Annotated in this window: 17 protein-coding genes and 2 pseudogenes; all 19 read left to right on the top strand. The window is 60.0% G+C overall.

Annotated elements, in window-relative coordinates:
* Positions 1-2: 2 nt before the first annotated feature.
* Positions 3-1631, top strand: coding sequence for an EAL domain-containing protein (locus tag CMG77_RS10765; RefSeq protein ID WP_286805511.1), 1629 nt, complete (start codon positions 3-5; stop codon positions 1629-1631).
* A 150-nt stretch (positions 1632-1781) separates the two neighbouring features.
* Entirely contained in the window at positions 1782-2147 is a 366-nt protein-coding gene (gene fliE, locus CMG77_RS10760; RefSeq protein ID WP_123637210.1) for a flagellar hook-basal body complex protein FliE, read from the top strand.
* Positions 2148-2217: 70 nt separating this feature from the next.
* A complete protein-coding gene (fliF, locus tag CMG77_RS10755; RefSeq protein WP_286805514.1) occupies positions 2218-3903 on the top strand; it encodes a flagellar basal-body MS-ring/collar protein FliF in 1686 nt (561 codons plus the stop codon).
* Between the two features lie 141 nt (positions 3904-4044).
* The gene (fliG, locus tag CMG77_RS10750; RefSeq protein WP_502691857.1) at positions 4045-4998 is read left to right on the top strand and encodes a flagellar motor switch protein FliG; all 954 of its coding nucleotides are present in this window, start codon (positions 4045-4047) and stop codon (positions 4996-4998) included.
* A gap of 57 nt (positions 4999-5055) precedes the next feature.
* Positions 5056-5910, top strand: a pseudogene (locus CMG77_RS10745) (FliH/SctL family protein).
* 47 nt (positions 5911-5957) lie between these two features.
* Complete coding sequence (locus tag CMG77_RS10740) at positions 5958-7376, top strand: FliI/YscN family ATPase (RefSeq protein WP_502691856.1); 1419 nt, start codon at positions 5958-5960, stop codon at positions 7374-7376.
* 3 nt (positions 7377-7379) lie between these two features.
* A complete protein-coding gene (gene fliJ / locus CMG77_RS10735) occupies positions 7380-7838 on the top strand; it encodes a flagellar export protein FliJ (RefSeq protein ID WP_286904439.1) in 459 nt (152 codons plus the stop codon).
* A gap of 106 nt (positions 7839-7944) precedes the next feature.
* On the top strand, positions 7945-8250 hold the full coding sequence (locus tag CMG77_RS10730; RefSeq protein ID WP_286904437.1) for an STAS domain-containing protein: 306 nt from the start codon (positions 7945-7947) through the stop codon (positions 8248-8250).
* Positions 8251-8327: 77 nt separating this feature from the next.
* Positions 8328-10073, top strand: a pseudogene (locus tag CMG77_RS10725) (PP2C family protein-serine/threonine phosphatase).
* A 48-nt stretch (positions 10074-10121) separates the two neighbouring features.
* Positions 10122-10466 carry an Hpt domain-containing protein gene (locus tag CMG77_RS10720; RefSeq protein ID WP_286904435.1) on the top strand — a complete coding sequence of 115 codons (345 nt, stop codon included), beginning with the start codon at positions 10122-10124 and terminating at the stop codon, positions 10464-10466.
* Positions 10467-10573: 107 nt separating this feature from the next.
* Positions 10574-11998 (top strand): flagellar hook-length control protein FliK, encoded by a 1425-nt coding sequence (locus tag CMG77_RS15915; RefSeq protein ID WP_353743479.1) that lies wholly within the window; start codon positions 10574-10576, stop codon positions 11996-11998.
* Positions 11999-12212: 214 nt separating this feature from the next.
* The gene (locus tag CMG77_RS10710) at positions 12213-12758 is read left to right on the top strand and encodes a flagellar basal body-associated FliL family protein (protein WP_286904433.1); all 546 of its coding nucleotides are present in this window, start codon (positions 12213-12215) and stop codon (positions 12756-12758) included.
* 20 nt (positions 12759-12778) lie between these two features.
* Positions 12779-13792, top strand: coding sequence for a flagellar motor switch protein FliM (fliM, locus tag CMG77_RS10705; RefSeq protein ID WP_286904431.1), 1014 nt, complete (start codon positions 12779-12781; stop codon positions 13790-13792).
* Positions 13793-13823: 31 nt separating this feature from the next.
* Positions 13824-14246 (top strand): flagellar motor switch protein FliN, encoded by a 423-nt coding sequence (gene fliN, locus CMG77_RS10700; protein ID WP_286904446.1) that lies wholly within the window; start codon positions 13824-13826, stop codon positions 14244-14246.
* Positions 14246-14584, top strand: coding sequence for a flagellar biosynthetic protein FliO (gene fliO, locus CMG77_RS10695; protein WP_286904429.1), 339 nt, complete (start codon positions 14246-14248; stop codon positions 14582-14584). Before fliN ends, fliO begins: the two co-directional genes overlap by 1 nt.
* 60 nt (positions 14585-14644) lie before the next feature.
* A complete protein-coding gene (gene fliP / locus CMG77_RS10690; protein WP_502691859.1) occupies positions 14645-15415 on the top strand; it encodes a flagellar type III secretion system pore protein FliP in 771 nt (256 codons plus the stop codon).
* Between the two features lie 9 nt (positions 15416-15424).
* The gene (locus tag CMG77_RS10685; RefSeq protein WP_286904427.1) at positions 15425-15694 is read left to right on the top strand and encodes a flagellar biosynthetic protein FliQ; all 270 of its coding nucleotides are present in this window, start codon (positions 15425-15427) and stop codon (positions 15692-15694) included.
* Between the two features lie 104 nt (positions 15695-15798).
* On the top strand, positions 15799-16671 hold the full coding sequence (gene fliR / locus CMG77_RS10680) for a flagellar biosynthetic protein FliR (RefSeq protein WP_502691855.1): 873 nt from the start codon (positions 15799-15801) through the stop codon (positions 16669-16671).
* Complete coding sequence (flhB, locus tag CMG77_RS10675; RefSeq protein ID WP_286904423.1) at positions 16671-17807, top strand: flagellar biosynthesis protein FlhB; 1137 nt, start codon at positions 16671-16673, stop codon at positions 17805-17807. The genes fliR and flhB overlap by 1 nt, the downstream gene beginning before the upstream one ends.
* Positions 17808-18145: the final 338 nt, after the last annotated feature.

Below are 18145 nucleotides of genomic sequence, written 5' to 3'. Positions count from 1 at the left end.
CAATGAATAAAAAGCACGTCAAAATCATGACGGTGGATGACGATGAGTTTATGCGTCGCCTGATCAGCCGCCTTTTGAACAAACTCGGTTATGTGATGATCAAGGAAGTGACTGGTGGGCAAGAAGCCGTCGATGTTCTGCGCGCGTTGAAAACGCCACCGGACGTCATGATTCTGGATCTGAAAATGCCGGACATGGATGGCATTGAAGTGGTCCGGCATTTAGTGGAGCTGGGGTTTGTCGGGCAACTTATCCTGTTGAGTGGTGAGGATGAACGCCTGTTGCGCACGGCGCAGAATCTGGTGCATGCGCACAATATCCCGGTCCTGGGCTATCTGACCAAACCGGTGGACGATCGGGAGCTCGGGCTGTTAATGGACAAGCTACTCAGCCAGGCTCCGGCGCGATTGGCGAGAAATAATCAGTCCGTCACCGCCGAGGAGCTTCGCGATGCGATTACTCGCAATGAGCTCTTCAATGAGTATCAGCCGGTGGTTTCACTGGTTGATGGCGAGCTGGCCAGTCTCGAGGTTCTGGTGCGTTGGCAACATCCCGAAAAAGGGCGGGTCATGCCGGATCAGTTTATCTACCTGGCCGAAGAGCACGGCGTGATTGATGAGCTGACCCGTTGGGTGATTGGCGAGGCCTTGCAGCAGTCGTTAAGCTGGCAAAAGGAGGGTATTCACTGTGCCCAGTCGGTGAACCTGTCCATGGAAAACCTGGAACAGTTGAGTTTTACCGATTGGCTGCTCAAAGCCCTGGAGGATGCGGACCTCAAGCCCTGGGACCTGATTCTGGAAATCACCGAGAGCCGGCCCATGCGCCGCCCGGAAATCGTGCTGGATAACCTGACCCGTCTCCGCCTGAAGGGATTCAAATTGGCCGTTGATGATTTTGGTACCGGGCACGCTTCCCTGGCCCAGATTCGGGACATTCCCTTTGATCAGTTCAAGCTGGATCGTAGCTTCGTCCATGCCGCCGGTCAGGACCGACGCATTCGGGTGATGTTTGAATCCGCCATGGGCCTGGCCAAGGAACTGGGTCTGGAAATTACCGCCGAGGGTGTCGAGGATGAAGAAGATTGGCACTTTCTGCGCCAGCACGATTGTCACAAGGCGCAAGGCTACTTTATCGCCCGCCCTCTGGGCGCGGATAAGGTCGGTGACTGGCTGAACCTGTGGCGTGGGGAGGCCCGGCAGCAGCTGTTTCCCCACCTCAATGCCAGTGCTATTAAGGAGTCCACCTCCGGCAAAGCGGCATCGGCCACCAAGGGGCCGGTACTTATAGTTGAGGACAACGACTTTCAGCGTAAGGTCCAGGCGAGGATCATGCGGGAAGAGGGCTTTGAGCCCCATTTGGCGGCCAGCGCTCAGGAAGCCTTGGATGCCCTCCGGGAGCTGCGCCCCAGCCTGATTCTGATTGACATTGAAATGCCCGGAATGAACGGGCTGGATCTGCTGCGGCGGCTGCGCGGCACTCGGGTCTTCGCCCGCACCCCGGTGTTGGTGATTTCCGGGGTCAACACCAAAACGGTGGTGCAGGACAGTATGTCCGCCGGTGCTACCGGCTTCATGGTCAAACCCTATAACCGCGAAACCCTCATCGAACGTGTCAATCGGTCCATGACCTGACAATCCGGGAGCACCGCCTTCAGGAGCTGCCCCGGTGTTCAGCGGCAATACTTGGCCGGTTTTGAGCCAAATTGGCCCGTTTTATGCAGATGATCCCTTGCAAGCCGAAAACCGGCCGATTCGCCAAATTTTTGTCGCAGGGGAAACACCATGACCGATCGCGTTGACATCAACCGCCTCCTGGTGGAAATGCGCTCCCTCAAATCCCAGACCCAGGCGTTCCAGAAACCCCAGGGCATTAACCCCGTGGGTGAGGGGCAGCCCGGGTTGCGGACCGAAGCCAATCGGGAGGTTCCCGGGTTTGGTGAGGTCATGGCCCAGGCGCTCAACAAAGTCAACGACACCCAGAAGGCCTCTGGCGCCCTACAGGCGGCCTATGAACGCGGCGAGCCGGGGGTGGACATTACCGACGTCATGGTCGCCTCCCAGAAATCCAGCGTCGCCTTTCAGGCAACGCTCCAGGTACGCAACAAGCTGGTTGAAGCCTACCGCGACATCATGAACATGCCGATTTGATGCTCGGTGCCACCCCTGATTCTGACAACGTATAACGAGACACACTGACATGGCTGCAGCTGATTCAACAATGGACGATAACGCCGCCAACGGGGGCGGTCGCAAGCGTCCGGGGAACGATCTGATCGAAGGCTTCAGTAACCTGAATCTGGTGCGTCAGGCCGGCCTGATGGTGGGCCTGGCGGCGGCAGTGGCCATCGGCTTTGCCGTGGTGCTCTGGACCCAGGGAGAAGAGTATCGCCCCTTGCTGCCCTCCCTGGACCCGAGCGAATCCCCCGAAGTCGTCACGGTACTCGAGCAGGCCCAGATCCCTTTTCGGATAGACCCGGCCACGGGCGGTTTATTGGTGGCGGTGGACGACTTGTCCGCAGCACGTATCCGACTCGCCCAGGCAGGTATCCCCCGGGATGACACCACAGGCTTCGAGTTGATGGACCAAGAGCAGCCTTTGGGTACCAGCCAGTTTGTGGAGAGCACCCGATACCATCGCGCGATGGAAGGCGAGCTGGCGCGTACCATTTCCAGCATGAATAACGTGCGCAGTGCCCGCGTACATCTGGCGGTGCCGAAGCGTTCGGTGTTTGTCCGTGATGTGCGGGAGCCCCGTGCCTCGGTGTTTCTGGATGTGAATCCCGGACGCACTCTGGACGCCAGTCAGGTCAAAGCCATTACCAATCTGGTGGCCTCCAGTGTGTCCGAGCTTAACGCCGACGCGGTGACCATTGTGGATCAGCACGGTGAACTGCTGTCCGCCAAAGAGGAAAATTCCGAGTTGTTGATGGCGGATCGTCAGCGCGAGTACACCCGTCGGGTGGAAGAAGGGCTGGTACAGCGGGTCAACCGGATACTAGAGCCGGTGCTGGGCACCGAAAACTTCCGGGCGGAAGTCAGTGCCGATGTCGATTTTACGGCGACTGAGCAGGCGGCGGAAACCTTCAATCCGGATATGCCGGCCATCCGCAGCGAACAGATCATGAACGAGTCCACTACCGGGCGCGATCAGGGCGGCATTCCCGGCGCGCTGACCAATCAGCCGCCCGGCGCCGCGGAAGCTCCGGAGCAGATCGATCCGGAAACCGGTGAGCCAGTCAATGAAAACTCTCCGCGCGAAGTGCGCGAGCGCGCGACTCGCAACTACGAGCTGGACCGGACTATCAGCTATACCCGTTTTCAACAGGGCCAGGTCGATCGCCTGTCGGTCGCAGTGGTCGTTGATGACAAGGTTGAGCTGGATGAGGCGGGTAATGAAACCCGGGTCGCCTGGACCGATGCGGAACTTCAGCGCCTGGAGCTGTTGGTGCGCGATGCGGTGGGCTTCTCCGCCGCCCGGGGTGACAGCGTGAATGTGCTCAATTCACCGTTTCGGGCCCGCAGTCTCGAAGAGTTTACGACTCCGGAGCTGCCCTGGTGGCAGCAACCCTGGTTGTTTCCCTACCTGAAGCAGGGCGCCGGTCTGTTGGTCTTGGCCGTGTTGATCTTCGGCCTTTTGCGTCCGGTGCTCAAGAGTCTGGCCCGGACTGGGGGCCGTGCCTCGGAAGAAGAGGAAGCCCGGGAGCTGGCCGCGCTGGAACAGTCCGGATTGGGTGGGTATGATGGCCTGTCGGACGAAACCGTTACCCTGACCGGCGGCGCACTCGGGTTGCCAGGGCCGGAAGAAAGCTACGAGCAGCAATTGAACGCGGTAAAAGGGCTGGTGGCCGACGATCCGGGGCGGGTTGCCCAAGTGGTGAAAAGTTGGATCAACCGGGACGATTAATCGATACCCGTCGACNGAGTGAGCCCGTCAACTGAGTGAGAGAGGAATCCCGTGGCTGAAAAAGCGCCTGCAGCGGAAAAAAACGCNCCCGCCAANCCNNCATCGAAATTGAATCATGTGGANCAGGCGGCCATTCTCCTGATGTCGCTCGGCGAGGCCGATGCGGCGGANGTGCTTCGNCANATGGGCCCCAAGGAGGTTCAGCGCATCGGCGGCGCNATGGCGCAGATGAAAAACGTCCAGCAGAGTGATGTCCAGGCCGTNNTGANCAANTTTCTNGAAGAAGTGCGCACCCTCACNGGNNTGGGNACCGACTCCGACGCCTACATCCGCAANATGNTGGTGACCGCCCTCGGNGAAGACAAGGCNAGNGGNCTGATCGANCGNATTNTGCTGGGCGGCAANACCACCGGNCTGGANACNCTCAANTGGATGGAGCCNCGNTCNGTGGCNGANGTNATCCGCAANGANCACCCGCANATTCAGGCGATTGTGGTGTCCTACCTCGACCCTGACCAGGCGGCGGAAGTGCTCAGTTATCTGAGCGAAAAGATNCGCCTGGATATTATGATGCGGGTCGCCTCCCTGGATACNGTNCAGCCCAGCGCTCTGCAGGAACTGAACGACATTCTGGAAAAACAGTTCACCGGCAGCGCCTCTTCCCAGACCAAGGCGGTGGGCGGTTACAAGACCGCGGCGGAAATNATGAACCACCTGGAAGGCTCCATCGAGGCCGACNTGATGGATTCCATCAAGGAGCTGGACGAGGACATGGGCAACCAGATTCAGGACCTCATGTTCGTGTTCGACAACCTCAAGGATGTGGACGACCGGGGCATTCAGATGCTGCTGCGNGAGGTGTCNTCCGANGTNCTGATTGTGGCGCTCAAAGGGGCCGACAACGANCTTCAGGACAAGATTTTCNGNAACATGTCCAAGCGCGCNGCCGAANTGCTGCGNGACGANCTGGANGTGAAGGGGCCGGTGCGCTTGTCCGAAGTGGAGACCGCCCAGAAAGANATCCTCACCATTGCCCGGCGCATGGCCGATGCNGGCGAAATTGTGCTCAGCAGCAGTGGCGAAAAAATGCTTTAATCGCGCCGGGCCTGTTTCCGATTCTGTTCCTGACGCATCACCAACGGCGGCGTAACCATGACCACCAAAAAACTTGCCAACCGGATTCCCGCCGAAGAGCTTGAGCANTATCAGGCCTGGGTACTNCCGCCGATTCACGGTGANCAGGACCGNGTACTGCCCAGCGCCGAGCGCGAAGCGCGCCANCGCGCCGANGACGAAGAGCGGCGCANGGGCGAAAAAATTGAAGANGTGGATTACGANGGCGGNAGCAGCGGCNTGAGNGCCGAGGAAATGCAGCGCCTGGTGGACGCCGCCGAGCAGGAAGGGCGAGAGCAGGGGTACCAGGCCGGCTTTGAGCAGGGCCGNGCCGAAGGCTATGAGGCGGGTCAGCAGAAAGGCTGGGAAGAGATGCGCCAGAAATTGGCCGCTGAGCAGCAGCGCTTTCAGCATCTGGTACAGGCCATTCGGGAGCCCCTGGCGGAGCAGGANGANGCCCTGGAACAGTGGTTGCTCGACACGGTATGTGCGTTAACGCGCAGCCTGGTAGAACGGGAACTGCTGACGGACTCCAGTCATATCATGGANCCGGTGCGCGCCGCCGTGGCCGCATTGCCCGCCGGNGCNGAACANNTGCATATCTACCTCAACCCCGATGATCTCGCCCTGGTGGAAGCNTACGCNGAAGAGCACCGNCTGGANTGGACNTTTCACNCNGANGANGNNCTGNTGCCCGGNGGNTGNCGGGTGGAAACCAANGANAGCCANGTCGATTTTTCCATTGAACACCGTTTGGCGCAACAACTCGACGCCTTTGTGAATCGCCAGTTGGGCAGTGATTCCGCGATGAGCGACGAAGACGATATGAGCGACGCTGTGCAGCCCGACGGCGACGAATATGACAGCCGGTCCTCGGGAGACGAAACCCCGTGAGCGATGCACCTGCACCGNCCGGGCNNCGCTCGNCGNTGCTGGANCGATTGCGCGGCTTCGGNCCCGNCGGCGTACCCGAGGCGCCCAANCCGGAAGCCGAAGGNCGCCTGACCCGNTCGGTGGGCATGACNCTGGAGGCCGTCGGCCTNAACGTNTCCGTCGGTCGCCAGTGCCAGGTCATCAATCGGGACGGNCGNAANATCGAGGCGGAAGTGGTCGGCTTTGACGACGACATTGTCTACCTGATGCCGGTCAAGCGCGTCGAAGGTCTGCAGCCCGGCGCCCGGGTGATTCCCATTTCCTCCCATCAGGGAATGCGTGTCGGCCCCCGTTTGCTGGGCCGGGTGGTCAATGGCCTGGGNCANCCNCTGGANGACGCCGGTCCNCTGCGGGGNGACGANTTTCTCGACTTTGCNCCCCATGACATCAATCCGCTCAAGCGCCACCCGATCAGCGAACCCCTGGATGTNGGAATNCGCGCAATCAATGCCCTGATTACNGTNGGGCGCGGACAACGNCTCGGNCTGTTCGCCGGCAGCGGCGTNGGTAAAAGTGTGCTGATGGGCATGATGACCAAATACACCACGGCCGATGTNGTGGTGGTCGGNCTGGTCGGCGAGCGGGGCCGTGAGGTGAANGAGTTCATCGATCATATTCTCGGGCCCGAGGGGATGGCGCGCGCCGTGGTGGTGGCTTCGCCGGCGGATGATGCGCCNCTGATGCGGCTTCGGGCGGCCCAGTTGTGCAGCCGGATTGCCGAGTACTATCGGGACCAGGGGCGGAATGTCCTGTTGTTGATGGATTCCCTGACCCGCTTTGCCCAGGCGCAGCGGGAAATTTCNCTGGCCATCGGCGANCCGCCNGCCACCAANGGNTANCCNCCCTCGGTGTTTGCCAAAATTCCCCANCTGGTCGAACGNGCCGGNAANGCGGCCAGNGGNGANGGGTCGATTACCGCNTTNTANACGGTGCTNTCGGANGGCGACGACCTGCAGGATCCGATTGCGGATGCCGCNCGNGCCATTCTNGATGGCCACATTGTCCTGTCCCGCCGCCTGGCGGAGGAGGGCNTCTATCCGGCCATTGATGTGGAGGCCTCCATCAGCCGGGCAATGCCCAATATCGTNGCTGAGCCCCACCTGAAGTCCATGCAACGCTTNAAACANTTGTTGTCCCGCTATCAACAGAACCGGGACCTGATCAACATCGGCGCCTATACCCCNGGGGCNGACCCCGAAACCGATGCGGCCATTGANCGNTTNCCNCACCTGNGGGCATTTATCCAGCAGGGCTTGGGGCAGGCGGTGCAGCTNGATGAAAGCATCAATCACCTGCAGCGNACCCTGCAGCCGTCGGGCCANNCNGGTGCGGCNCANGGGCGCGGCCAGCCCGGCAATGGGCCCGNCGGNCCTGGCCCGCGCCGNGGNGCNCTNGCNGCGCAGCACAGCGGCCGGGGACAGCGCTAAATCATGGNGGAGCAGCGCTCGGAACGACTCAAGGTGGTTNTGATGGTGGCGGAGCGNGAAGAACAGGCCGCCGCCGCCCGGCTCGGGGAAGCCCGGCAGCAACTGGAGCAGGANGAGGGGCAACTGGCCCAGNTGCAGGATTATCGGGCCCAGTANCTGGCGGATTATCGCGAGCAGCGCCGGGGCGTCGATGCCCAGTCGCTGATGAGCTACAGTGGTTTTNTGCAGCGCCTGGGCGAGGCGCTGGGTGGGCAGGAGCAGAAATTGGCCCAGGTGCGTCAGTACCTGGAGCAGTGNCGACANCNGTGGCAGGAGAAATACCACCGCCGCCGCTCGCTGGAAGANATGATTNCGCGCATGCGCAGCGAGGAAAATGCCGTCCTTGAGCAGCGCCAGCAGCGCGANCTGGACGATCTNGCGGCCCAGCGTATGGGCCGGACGGGTCCCGGCCGAAAACGCTGACGGGGCANGGGAATTACGCTATGCTTAGGGTCGCTNTGTGCCGGAATGCTTTNGCTCGAANGCTTTGGCCTGAACAATAACGTGTCAGAAAGGATGTGAAACAGTTATGGCGATAACCTCCACCCTGTCATCCGACGGAACCCTGCTCACCATCTACATNCAGGGGCGGTTCGATTTCAGCTCGCACCAGGATTTCCGGGGCTCCTANGAGCGNCTGGANAAGGCGCCGGAGCGCTANCGGGTGGACCTTCAGGAAACAACCTACCTNGACAGCTCCGCCCTGGGCATGTTGCTGCTGCTNCGGGATCACGCCGGGGGCGATCGGGCGAGCATCGAAATCCGCAACTGNAGCCCGGATGTCAGNAAGATTCTGACCATATCCAACTTCGAACAGCTATTCGATATCCAGTAATCGGGTACCCAANGGGNCGATCCCTGATGTTCTGATCGGCTTCGNCCGGGGCGGCCACNGGCCGCNCCGGGGCGCGAATGGAGACGCTGCGCATGACCGACGACAGTCCGCTGACCATCCTGATTGCTGACGACTCCGANACGGATCGCCAGATTCTNCAGGCCATTGTCGCCCGNGACGGCCATCGGGTNATCAGTGCCCGNGANGGGCGGGAAGCGGTAGCGGNGTTCGAGCGNGAGCGANCGGACCTGGTCCTGCTCGATGCCCTGATGCCCAACCTGGACGGTTTTGGCGCCGCGCGNCGNATCAANGCCCTCGCGGGNGAGGCNCTGGTNCCGATCATTTTCCTGACCTCTCTGACCGATACCGAATCCCTGGTTCAGTGCCTGGATGCCGGGGGTGANGANTTTCTGTCCAAGCCCTACAACCGGGTCATNATNCAGGCCAAAATNCGCNCGTTCAANCGCATGCGNGCCATGCACNCCACCATNCTNGATCAGCGCGATCAGATCAGCCGTCACAACCAGCACCTGCTNCAGGAGCAGACGGTCGCCAAACAGGTGTTTGACAACATNGCCCACAGNGGNTGTCTGGACTCCAACAATGTCCGCTACTANCTGTCCTCNCTNGCGGTGTTCAANGGCGACATTCTGGTCGCCGGNATGCGNCCGGGGGGCAGCATGATGGTNCTGCTGGGNGATTTTACCGGNCATGGCCTGCCGGCGGCNGTGGGNGCCATNCCGCTCGCCTCCACNTTTTACGGGATGGTGTCCAAAGGGTTCGCNATGAGCGATATCNTGCGGGANATCAACCACAANCTGAAAACCATTCTGCCGGTCGGCATNTTCTGTTGCGCCACCATGGCGGANATCAATTTNCGNCGCCAGCGTATACGGGTCTGGAGTGGTGGCCTGCCTCCNGGCTATATTCTCCGCCAGGGCAATNANCCGCCGCAGCCGATTACCTCNACCCANTTNCCCTTGGGCGTGNTGGGNAACAGCGCCTTCAAGGATGACATGGAAACCTACGAGTTGGCCTGGGGGGATCGTCTCTANCTNTGGTCCGATGGCATCCATGAGGCTCGCAGCCCCGAGGGCGAAATGTTNGGTGAGGAGCGNCTNAAGGCGGTGTTTGCGGAACACCGGGGCGCNGACNCCAGAAACGANGANNCNCTGTTTGATGANATCCTGGCCAGGGTCCAGCAGTTTGTCGGNCANGGGGAGCGNGACGATGACCTGTCGNTGGTGGAAATCCGGATGGACCGGCCGGANAANGTCAATGCGGTGGCCGCCGAAGCGGAGCGGCGCAACCGCTCCACCCTGTCNGAATGGANNATGAATTTTGATATNCTGCCGGCCAGTTTCCGCCAGTTTGANCCCATGCCCCTGTTGCTGAATATTCTGGTNGAGGTGCCCGGNCTGCGTCAGCACAGCGGCACCCTGTACACCATTCTNTCCGAACTGTATTCCAANGCCCTTGAGCANGGCATTCTGGGNNTGGANTCCGGGCTNAAGGGAACGCCGGANGGGTTCGCCCACTATTATGANATCCGNCAGCAGCGCCTNGACGACGTCAGCGANGGGNTGATTCGCATNCANCTNCANCACAGCACCACCGAAGAGGGCGGNNTGTTACGCATNGCGGTNGAGGACAGNGGNCCCGGNTTTGATGGNCGGGANGAGGCNNGCGNGGNCNNGCCGGGAGAGGCNCNGGGGTANGCCGGTCGNGGNCTCGCNCTGGTTGAAAAACTGTGCGATGCTGTCCAGTATCCCAGTGAAGGTAACCGGGTNGAAGCGGTATTTTCNTGGAGTTCCGATGANTGATACNAGCGGACNAGTGGCCAATNAAGTGACNAACCAGAGGCGCGCCCCATGAGTTCGGAAACCCATCTCAATCGAGANGTTTTGACGACGCTGCAGGAGGTGATGGACGANCAGTTCCCGGTGTTGATCAATACTTTTCTGACCGACTCGGAAGAGCGTATTCGCCAGCTTCAGCGAGCCCTGGCNGCGCAGGATAGCGACACCGTCTGGCGTCAGGCGCACAGCTTCAAAGGCAGCTGCAATAACCTGGGCGCTGAGCGGTTGGCGGATCTNTGCCAGGAGATGGAATCGCGTGGGCGCGCCAGTGACATCGATGGGCTCGAACAACAGCTGGTATCCGTGCAGGAAGAATTCGCCAAACTCAAAGTCACNTTGAACAGTTTCGCCGGCTGAACGCGGCTGGCACTAACCTTGCATTTTCCCTCCCAGAAACGGGCGTTTGCCCCAGTTTAACCGGTTAGCGGCAAACCTTTGCCGCNAACCTTGCCGGAGTGGTGTCGATGCCAGGTCAATCGCAAATCAGCAATCTGTTGTCTTTCAATTCAGAACCATCGTCGCTCCNGCGCCGTTCGGCGCCGGAGGGCGATGGATTTCGGCAGGTTTTTGACGGCACGACGGACCGTGCTCGCACCGGCTCGGGGTCCTCGCGGGAGGAGACCGCCCCAAGCCGCCGAACTGAGCCCCGCGAAGCGGCGCAGCGGGAACCCGCCAATGCTCAGAGAGGGCCAGAAGACCGTGACGTCCGGAGCGATGGGCCAACCACTTCCCGGCGCCCCGAGGCAAACGACGNTCCGCAAAAGGGNGCCTCCCNAGAGCCGACCGCANCGGCCGATGATGCCAGNNCGGCNGNCGGCACTGATGTGAGCACCACCCTGACGAAAGACGACAAAGCGCTGTTGGCCAATCTGAGNAAAGAGGATTGGGCGGCGCTCTCCGAGGATGTGACCGCCATACTGGAGCAACTCAANGTCCAGTTGGATGAAGGCAGCCTNTCACCGGANCTGGAAAANGCGCTGCGCCAATTGCTGTCGGACNTGAANGACGGCGCGCNCCTGGATCANGTGGCNGAGAGCCTGGAAGCCATTCCCATGACGGCGNTGCCCGAGCTGATGACCCGGTTTCCGGATGCCAACCACCTNCGCGATGCCATTGGGCGCAATGGCGCCGCTTATCTGTCNCAACTGAGTGCNCTGGCCACCCAACGACAGGGGGCCNCNCNCGANACNGGANTGCTGCCCGGGTTGGTTGCGACGGCNTCCGCGGACAAGGGGGGNGANGGGCTTGAGTTGAAGGGGCTGCTGGANTTGAGTGTCGCGGCNGGCAANAACGGTAAAGAGGCCTTTGCCCAGNCCCTGCAGGCGATTGCCGATATCTCGACACANTCGAGTTCNAAGGCCAGCACGTCNTTTGATGGGACCCAGTCCCCGGCCAATGCGCTGGCGCAACTGGATGGGGCCAACCGCNGCCAGNCGCTCTCTCCGACCGAGCGGGGATTTACCGTGCAGACNGATGTGCGGGTCCCGGTGGGGCAGGGNCAGTGGGGGCAGGCGGTGGGCCANAAAGTGCTGTGGATGGCCGCTCAGAAGCTTTCCACNGCGGAGTTGCGTCTGGATCCACCGGACCTGGGACCCATGCAGGTTCGAGTCAGNGCCAACCAGGATCAAATCAGTGTCACCTTNNCCAGCCCACAGGTCGCNGTCAGGGAAGCACTGGACCAGAACGCCAACCGTCTGCGGGAAATGTTCGCGGAGCAGGGGTTGGATCTGGTGGATGTGAATGTCTCGGATCAGTCAGGCCAGGAGCAGGCGGGTGAGGAGAGCGATGGCCGGACGGCGGGTCGAGGCCTGGGTTCCGATGCCGATGATCCAGAGGGTGAAATGATCGAGCAGCGTATCAGTGATCGACTGGTGGACCACTACGCTTGAGTTGANCACCTCTAACCTTGAGCTGAAACGTGCCGGACGCACGGCGCTTCGCCCCGAAGCGCCGTGCTCATTTCCCCCCTAACCTTCACCCAACCTTCGTTGTTTCTTGCCCGGACGCCTTCCCTGTGCCAAAGTATCCGCGCAAGCCCCGTGCCTGACTTGGCACGGGGCTTGCTCTATCCCCTTCAAGCACTGTGAATGACGGAATTTTGGCATGGCCGAAGAAGATGAGCGCGAGCTGACCGAAGAAGAACAGGCGGAAGTCGACCGCAAGACCCAACGNAAGCAGAAAATCAAACTGGCTGTACTGGCGCTGTTGCTGGTGGTTTTGTCGGTAGGGGTAACCCTTGGACTGTTGCACTTCCTGGCTCCGGATGAGCCGGCGCCCGAGGGTGAAACCGCTGAAGCCGAACCGGTGGAACCCCTGGAGCCCGCGCGCCAGCAGGCTATCTACTTTCCACTGAAGGAAAAGTTTGTCATCAACTACAATGTGCGTGGCCGGCAGCGCTTTCTTCAGACCGAAGTCAATCTGATGCTGCGCGACAATGAGGTGGTCAAAGTNCTGGAGCAACATCTNCCCCGGGTTCGCAATGATCTGATCATGCTGTTCAGNGGCCAGGAGTTTGAAGACCTGCAGACACCGGAAGGTCGGGAGTTGCTGCGTCAGGACGCGCTGCGTCGGGTTCAGGCCATTCTCGANCAGGAGATGGGGCAGCCCGGTGTCGAACAGGTTCTGTTTACCAGCTTTGTGATGCAGTAAAAACCATAAGGTAGCCGCTCGTGCAAGACTTACTTTCACAAGACGAAATTGATGCGCTGCTTCACGGGGTCGATGAAGGCGATATCGATACCGATGACGATCTGGAGATGGACCCGGTCAAAGCCTACGACNTGACCACCCANGACCGCATCGTCCGCGGGCGCATGCCCACGCTGGAAATGATCAATGAGCGCTTCGCCCGCTACACCCGCATCAGCATGTTCAATTTGCTGCGGCGCACGGCGGATGTATCCGTCGGCGGCATCCAGATCCAGAAGTTTGGCGAATATGTGCACACCCTCTATGTGCCGACCAGTCTGAATATGGTGAAGTTCCGCCCGCTGCGCGGCAATGCCCTGATCATTCTGGATGCGCGCNTGGTATTCAAGCTGGTGGACAACTTTTTCGGCGGCGATGGCCGGCACGCCAAAATTGAGGGCCGGGAATTTACTCCGACCGAGCTGCGTGTGGTGCAGATGGTGCTCGATCAGGTGTTCATCGATCTCGGCGAGGCCTGGAAAGCGGTCATGCCCATTACCTTTGAATACATGAACTCAGAGGTCAACCCGTCCCTGGCCAATATTGTCAGCCCGAGCGAAGTGGTGGTGGTCAGCACCTTCCACGTNGAGCTNGATGGCGGCGGTGGCGATCTGCANATCACGGTCCCGTACTCCATGATCGAACCGATCCGGGAGGTGCTGGATTCCGGTCTGCAGAGTGACAGNGACGANAAAGATGAACGCTGGGTCAANGCGCTGCGNGAGGATGTNCTCGCCGCTCAGGTCGATCTTGAGTGCGANATTGTTCANCGCGAAATTACCCTGCGGGANATCATCAANCTGAAGGCGGGNGATGTGATTCCGGTGGAGTTTCCGGAATACCATGTCGTCACCGCCAACGGTGTGCCCATGTTCCGCACNCGATTGGGACAGATTCGCGGCAANCTGGCTTTGAAAATTCACGGTTTAATTGATCACAGTTCAGCCTATAACATTACGGCAAACGAAGGGGGCTCCAGTGGCAAACGAAAATGATACCCACGACGACGANAAAGANCAGGATGCCATGGCGGCCGAGTGGGAAGCGGCCATGATGGAGCAGGGTGANGANGGCGACGATGACACTGCCGATGCAGGTTCGGACAGCGCCGGGCAGGAACAGGACTNTGGTCGCGANGTCGACCGNGTTGCCCTGGATGAGCTGACCGAAGACGAGCAGCCCAACACCAACCCGGATCTGGATGTGATTCTGGACATCCCGGTGTCCATTTCCATGGAAGTGGGNCGCACCTCCATNACCATTCGCAACCTGCTGCANCTCAACCAGGGCTCGGTGATTGANCTGGACCGGCTGGCNGGCGANCCNCTGGACGTGCTNGTCAACGGCACCCTGATCGCCCACGGTGAAGTGGTGGTGGTGAACGAAAAATTCGGCATTCGGATGACCGACGTCATCAGTCCNTCCGAACGGATCAAGAAGCTGCGCTGATGGAAGGAAGTGCCGCNACNCAGTTGATNAGTGTGCTGTTCAGCCTGCTGCTGATCATCGCACTGATCTTCGCCCTTGCCTGGTTGCTGCGCCGCTTTGGNCANGGNGCCTTCACGAACTCNTCGGCCATGAAAGTGGTCGCNACCTTGCCNNTGGGNACCCGTGAGCGNTTGNTGNTGGTGGAAGTGGGCGGTCAGCANCTGCTGCTCGGCGTNACNGCCCAACAAATCCGNACACTGCACGTGTTTGAAGAACCGGTGATCGACGCACAAGGCGTCAGAAGCAGCGACTTCAAACAGCGGTTGATGAACATCATGAACAAGAACACCAAGCCCTGATGAAGCCTTACCCACTNAGTTCACTACCGNTTTNTCNGCTCGCTGCTGCTGTTGNTCCTGNTGNGCTTCGGNGCGGGACCGGCCCTNGCCCAGGAANCGCCGGAAACCCANCCGCCAGCNGAGCANGGCGTCGGCGGCTCNCTGCCCGCCATTCCCGGCTTACCGGCCCTGACNGTCACCACCAACCCGGACGGCTCGGAAGAATACTCGGTCACGCTCCAGATCCTCGCGATCATGACCGCGTTCACCTTCCTGCCAGCGATCCTGCTGATGATGACCTCCTTCACCCGGATCATCATCGTCTTCGCCATCCTGCNTCAGGCCCTGGGCCTACAGCAATCGCCGTCCAACCAGGTACTGATCGGCCTNTCGTTGTTTCTGACCCTGTTCATCATGCAGCCCGTGTTCGAACGCGTAAACGCCGAAGCCCTGCANCCCTACATCAACGAAGAAATCAACGCNCAGACNGCNCTGGCNAGAACCACCGAACCCTTCCACGCGTTCATGCTGGCCCAGACCCGNGAATCNGACATCGAACTGTTCGTCGGCATCGCCGACAACCCGGACATCCAGACACCCCAGGACACCCCCTTCAGCATCCTGGTCCCGGCNTTCGTCACCAGCGAACTCAAAACCGCCTTNCAGATCGGGTTCATCATCTTCATCCCGTTCCTGGTCATCGACATCGTCGTTGCCAGCGTGCTCATGGCCATGGGCATGATGATGCTCTCGCCCCTGATCATCTCACTGCCGTTCAAAATCATGCTCTTCGTCCTNGTCGACGGCTGGGCCATGATCATCGGCACACTCGCCGCCAGCTTCGGTGTATAAGGAGGCCCTATGACCCCGGAAGTNGTCATGGACATCTTCGCCGACGCCCTCTACCTCGTCATCCTGATGCTGGTCGTCATCGTCGGCCCCGGCCTANTGGTNGGCCTGGTGGTGAGCATGTTCCAGGCCGCCACCCAGATCAACGAACAGACCCTGAGCTTCCTGCCACGCCTGCTNGTCACCCTGGCCTCAGTCATGATNGCCGGCCCCTGGCTACTCAGAGAGTTCATGGACCTGTTCACCCGTTTATACACCAACGTCCCAAACTTAATAGGGTAGAGCAGAAAGAACACACAAAACGCCGAAGCAACCAATGAGCCTCCGGGGCCAAGGGTGTCCTTTTCAAACCGTCGCTTCATGGATGAAGCGATGGAGCCCCATGGATGGGTTCATGTGTTTTGAAAAGGACACCCTTGGCCCCGGAGGCGGACTTTCAGAACGGCACCCTCGAAGGGCGATTGATTGAACCAATGAACGAACTGGTATTGAGCGAACAACAACTGATGCAATTTATCGGTCAATACCTCTGGCCGATGCTNCGCATTGGTGGCCTCTTCCTCGCCATGCCCGTCATCGGCGCCCAGACCGTCACNGCAAGAGTNCGCATCGTCCTCACCGCCTTCGTCACCCTACTGGTAGCACCACTGCTNCCGCCACCACCCGACATCGATCTCGTCTCCATACAAGCCATGGCCATCGTCGCCAGAGAACTGCTCATCGGCATCGCCATGGGCTTCATGCTCCAGGTCTTNCTGCACATCTTCATATTGGCCGGCGAACTCATGGCCATGAAAATGGGCCTCGGCTTCGCCGCCATGAACGACCCATCCACCGGNGTCTCCACCACCGTACTGTCCCAATTCTACCTGCTGCTCGCGACCNTGNTGTTNCTCAGCTATAACGGCCATCTCATCATCATCGGCATGCTCGTGGACAGCTTCCAGAGCCTGCCNATNGGNGGCNGCGGCCTCGGCTCCGGCGCCTTCGCCACCATNGCCGGCATGGGCACCTGGCTGTTCAGCGCCGCCCTGGTNATCACCTTGCCGGTGTTNACCGCCGTCATGNTCATCAACATGGCCTTNGGTGCCATGAANCGCTCCGCACCGCAGATGAACGTATTCACCGTCGGCTTTCCCATGACCCTCATCTTNGGNATCCTGGTCATGTGGTTNGCTTTGCCNGCACTGCTTCCCGTGTTCGAAGTCTTCACCCANGAAGCCTTTGAACTGGTTCGANTGGTAATAGGACTGCCCTGATGGCCGAAGANAACGACAGCAGTCAGGAAAAGACAGAAGAACCCACGGCGCGAAAACAGGAAAAAGCGCGCGAGGAAGGGCAGATCCCCCGATCCCGGGAACTGACCACCACCTTCATATTGCTNGCCGGTACCATAGGGCTGATGNTGTTCGGTCCCTTTATGGCGGGCAAACTCGCCGGNATCCTGAAATTCAATTTCTCGCTGGAGCGGGAAGTGGTGTTCAACACCGATGCCATGNTCGAACACCTGACCGCGTCGCTGTATCANGGNACCNTNAGCATGATGCCNGTGTTCGCNNTGTTGCTGGTGGCTTCCATCGCCGGCCCNATTGGCCTGGGCGGNTGGCTGTTCAGCAGCAAATCCATGGCCCCCAAGGCCAGCCGNATGAACCCGCTNGCCGGTCTCAAGCGCATGTTCGCNCTAAAGGCGTTGATGGAGCTCGCNAAAGCGTTGGGGAAGGTAATGCTCATCATGGCGGTTGCGGTTGGCCTGCTGGTTGTGCAGCAGCAGGATATGTTGCGGCTATCAGACCAGGAACCGCTGACAGCGATCAAGAATTCGGTGTGGCTCAGTGGCGTTGCCGCTATCGCTTTGGCCGCGGTCACCATTGCCATTGCAGCGATTGATATTCCGTTCCAGATTTTTGAGAACAACAAGAAACTGAAAATGTCCCGGCAGGAAGTCAAGGATGAGATGAAGGACACCGAAGGCAAGCCGGAGGTCAAAAGCAAAATCCGCCAGTTGCAGAGAGAAATGGCTCAGCGTCGGATGATGTCGAAAGTCCCGAAAGCGGACGTGGTCATCACCAACCCCACGCACTATTCGGTGGCCTTGAAATACGACCCGGATACCATGGCGACGCCGATTCTGGTGGCCAAGGGGGCGGATCAGACAGCGATGAAGATCCGTGAAATCGCCCGCGCCCACAATATCGACATCATGGAATCTCCCGCCCTGACCCGGGCGATTTACCACACTACGGAAATCGATCAGGAAGTCCCGGCGGATCTGTACATGGCCGTTGCCCAGGTATTGGCCTACGTCTTCCAGCTACGCAATTTCCGCAAGGGCCGCGGCGAAAAACCCGCCTACCCAAGAAACATCCAGGTCCCCCGCGATATGCGCTTCGACTGAGGTCGGTTCAACCGGGGGCTGTGGTTATTGGAGAGCCCGGCGGCTACGGGGTATAGCGTTTGGAGACCCGCCGTGAACCCATCCATGGGGGCTTCTCGTCGACATCCATGTCTCCGAGAGTCTCCAATGGCTATACCCCGCATCCGCCTCAGTGCCAGCCGAATACCATGGTCGGTCGAATTTCACTCGGAGGCGGATGCGGGGTGAAGCCTTCCGGGACCGTGGAGCGGGGGACCCGCGATGCGAGCCCCCAGGGATGGGTTTACGGCGTGTCCCGGAAGGCTTCACCCCGTAGCCGCCGGACTCTCAGATAACCACCAATCTCTCCACCGACTATC

The sequence above is a fragment of the Marinimicrobium sp. genome (assembly GCF_002695945.1).
Classification (GTDB): Bacteria; Pseudomonadota; Gammaproteobacteria; order Pseudomonadales; family Cellvibrionaceae; genus Marinimicrobium; species Marinimicrobium koreense.
Note: the sequence above shows the minus strand (reverse complement) of the source record. Positions and strands in the feature narration are given on the sequence as shown.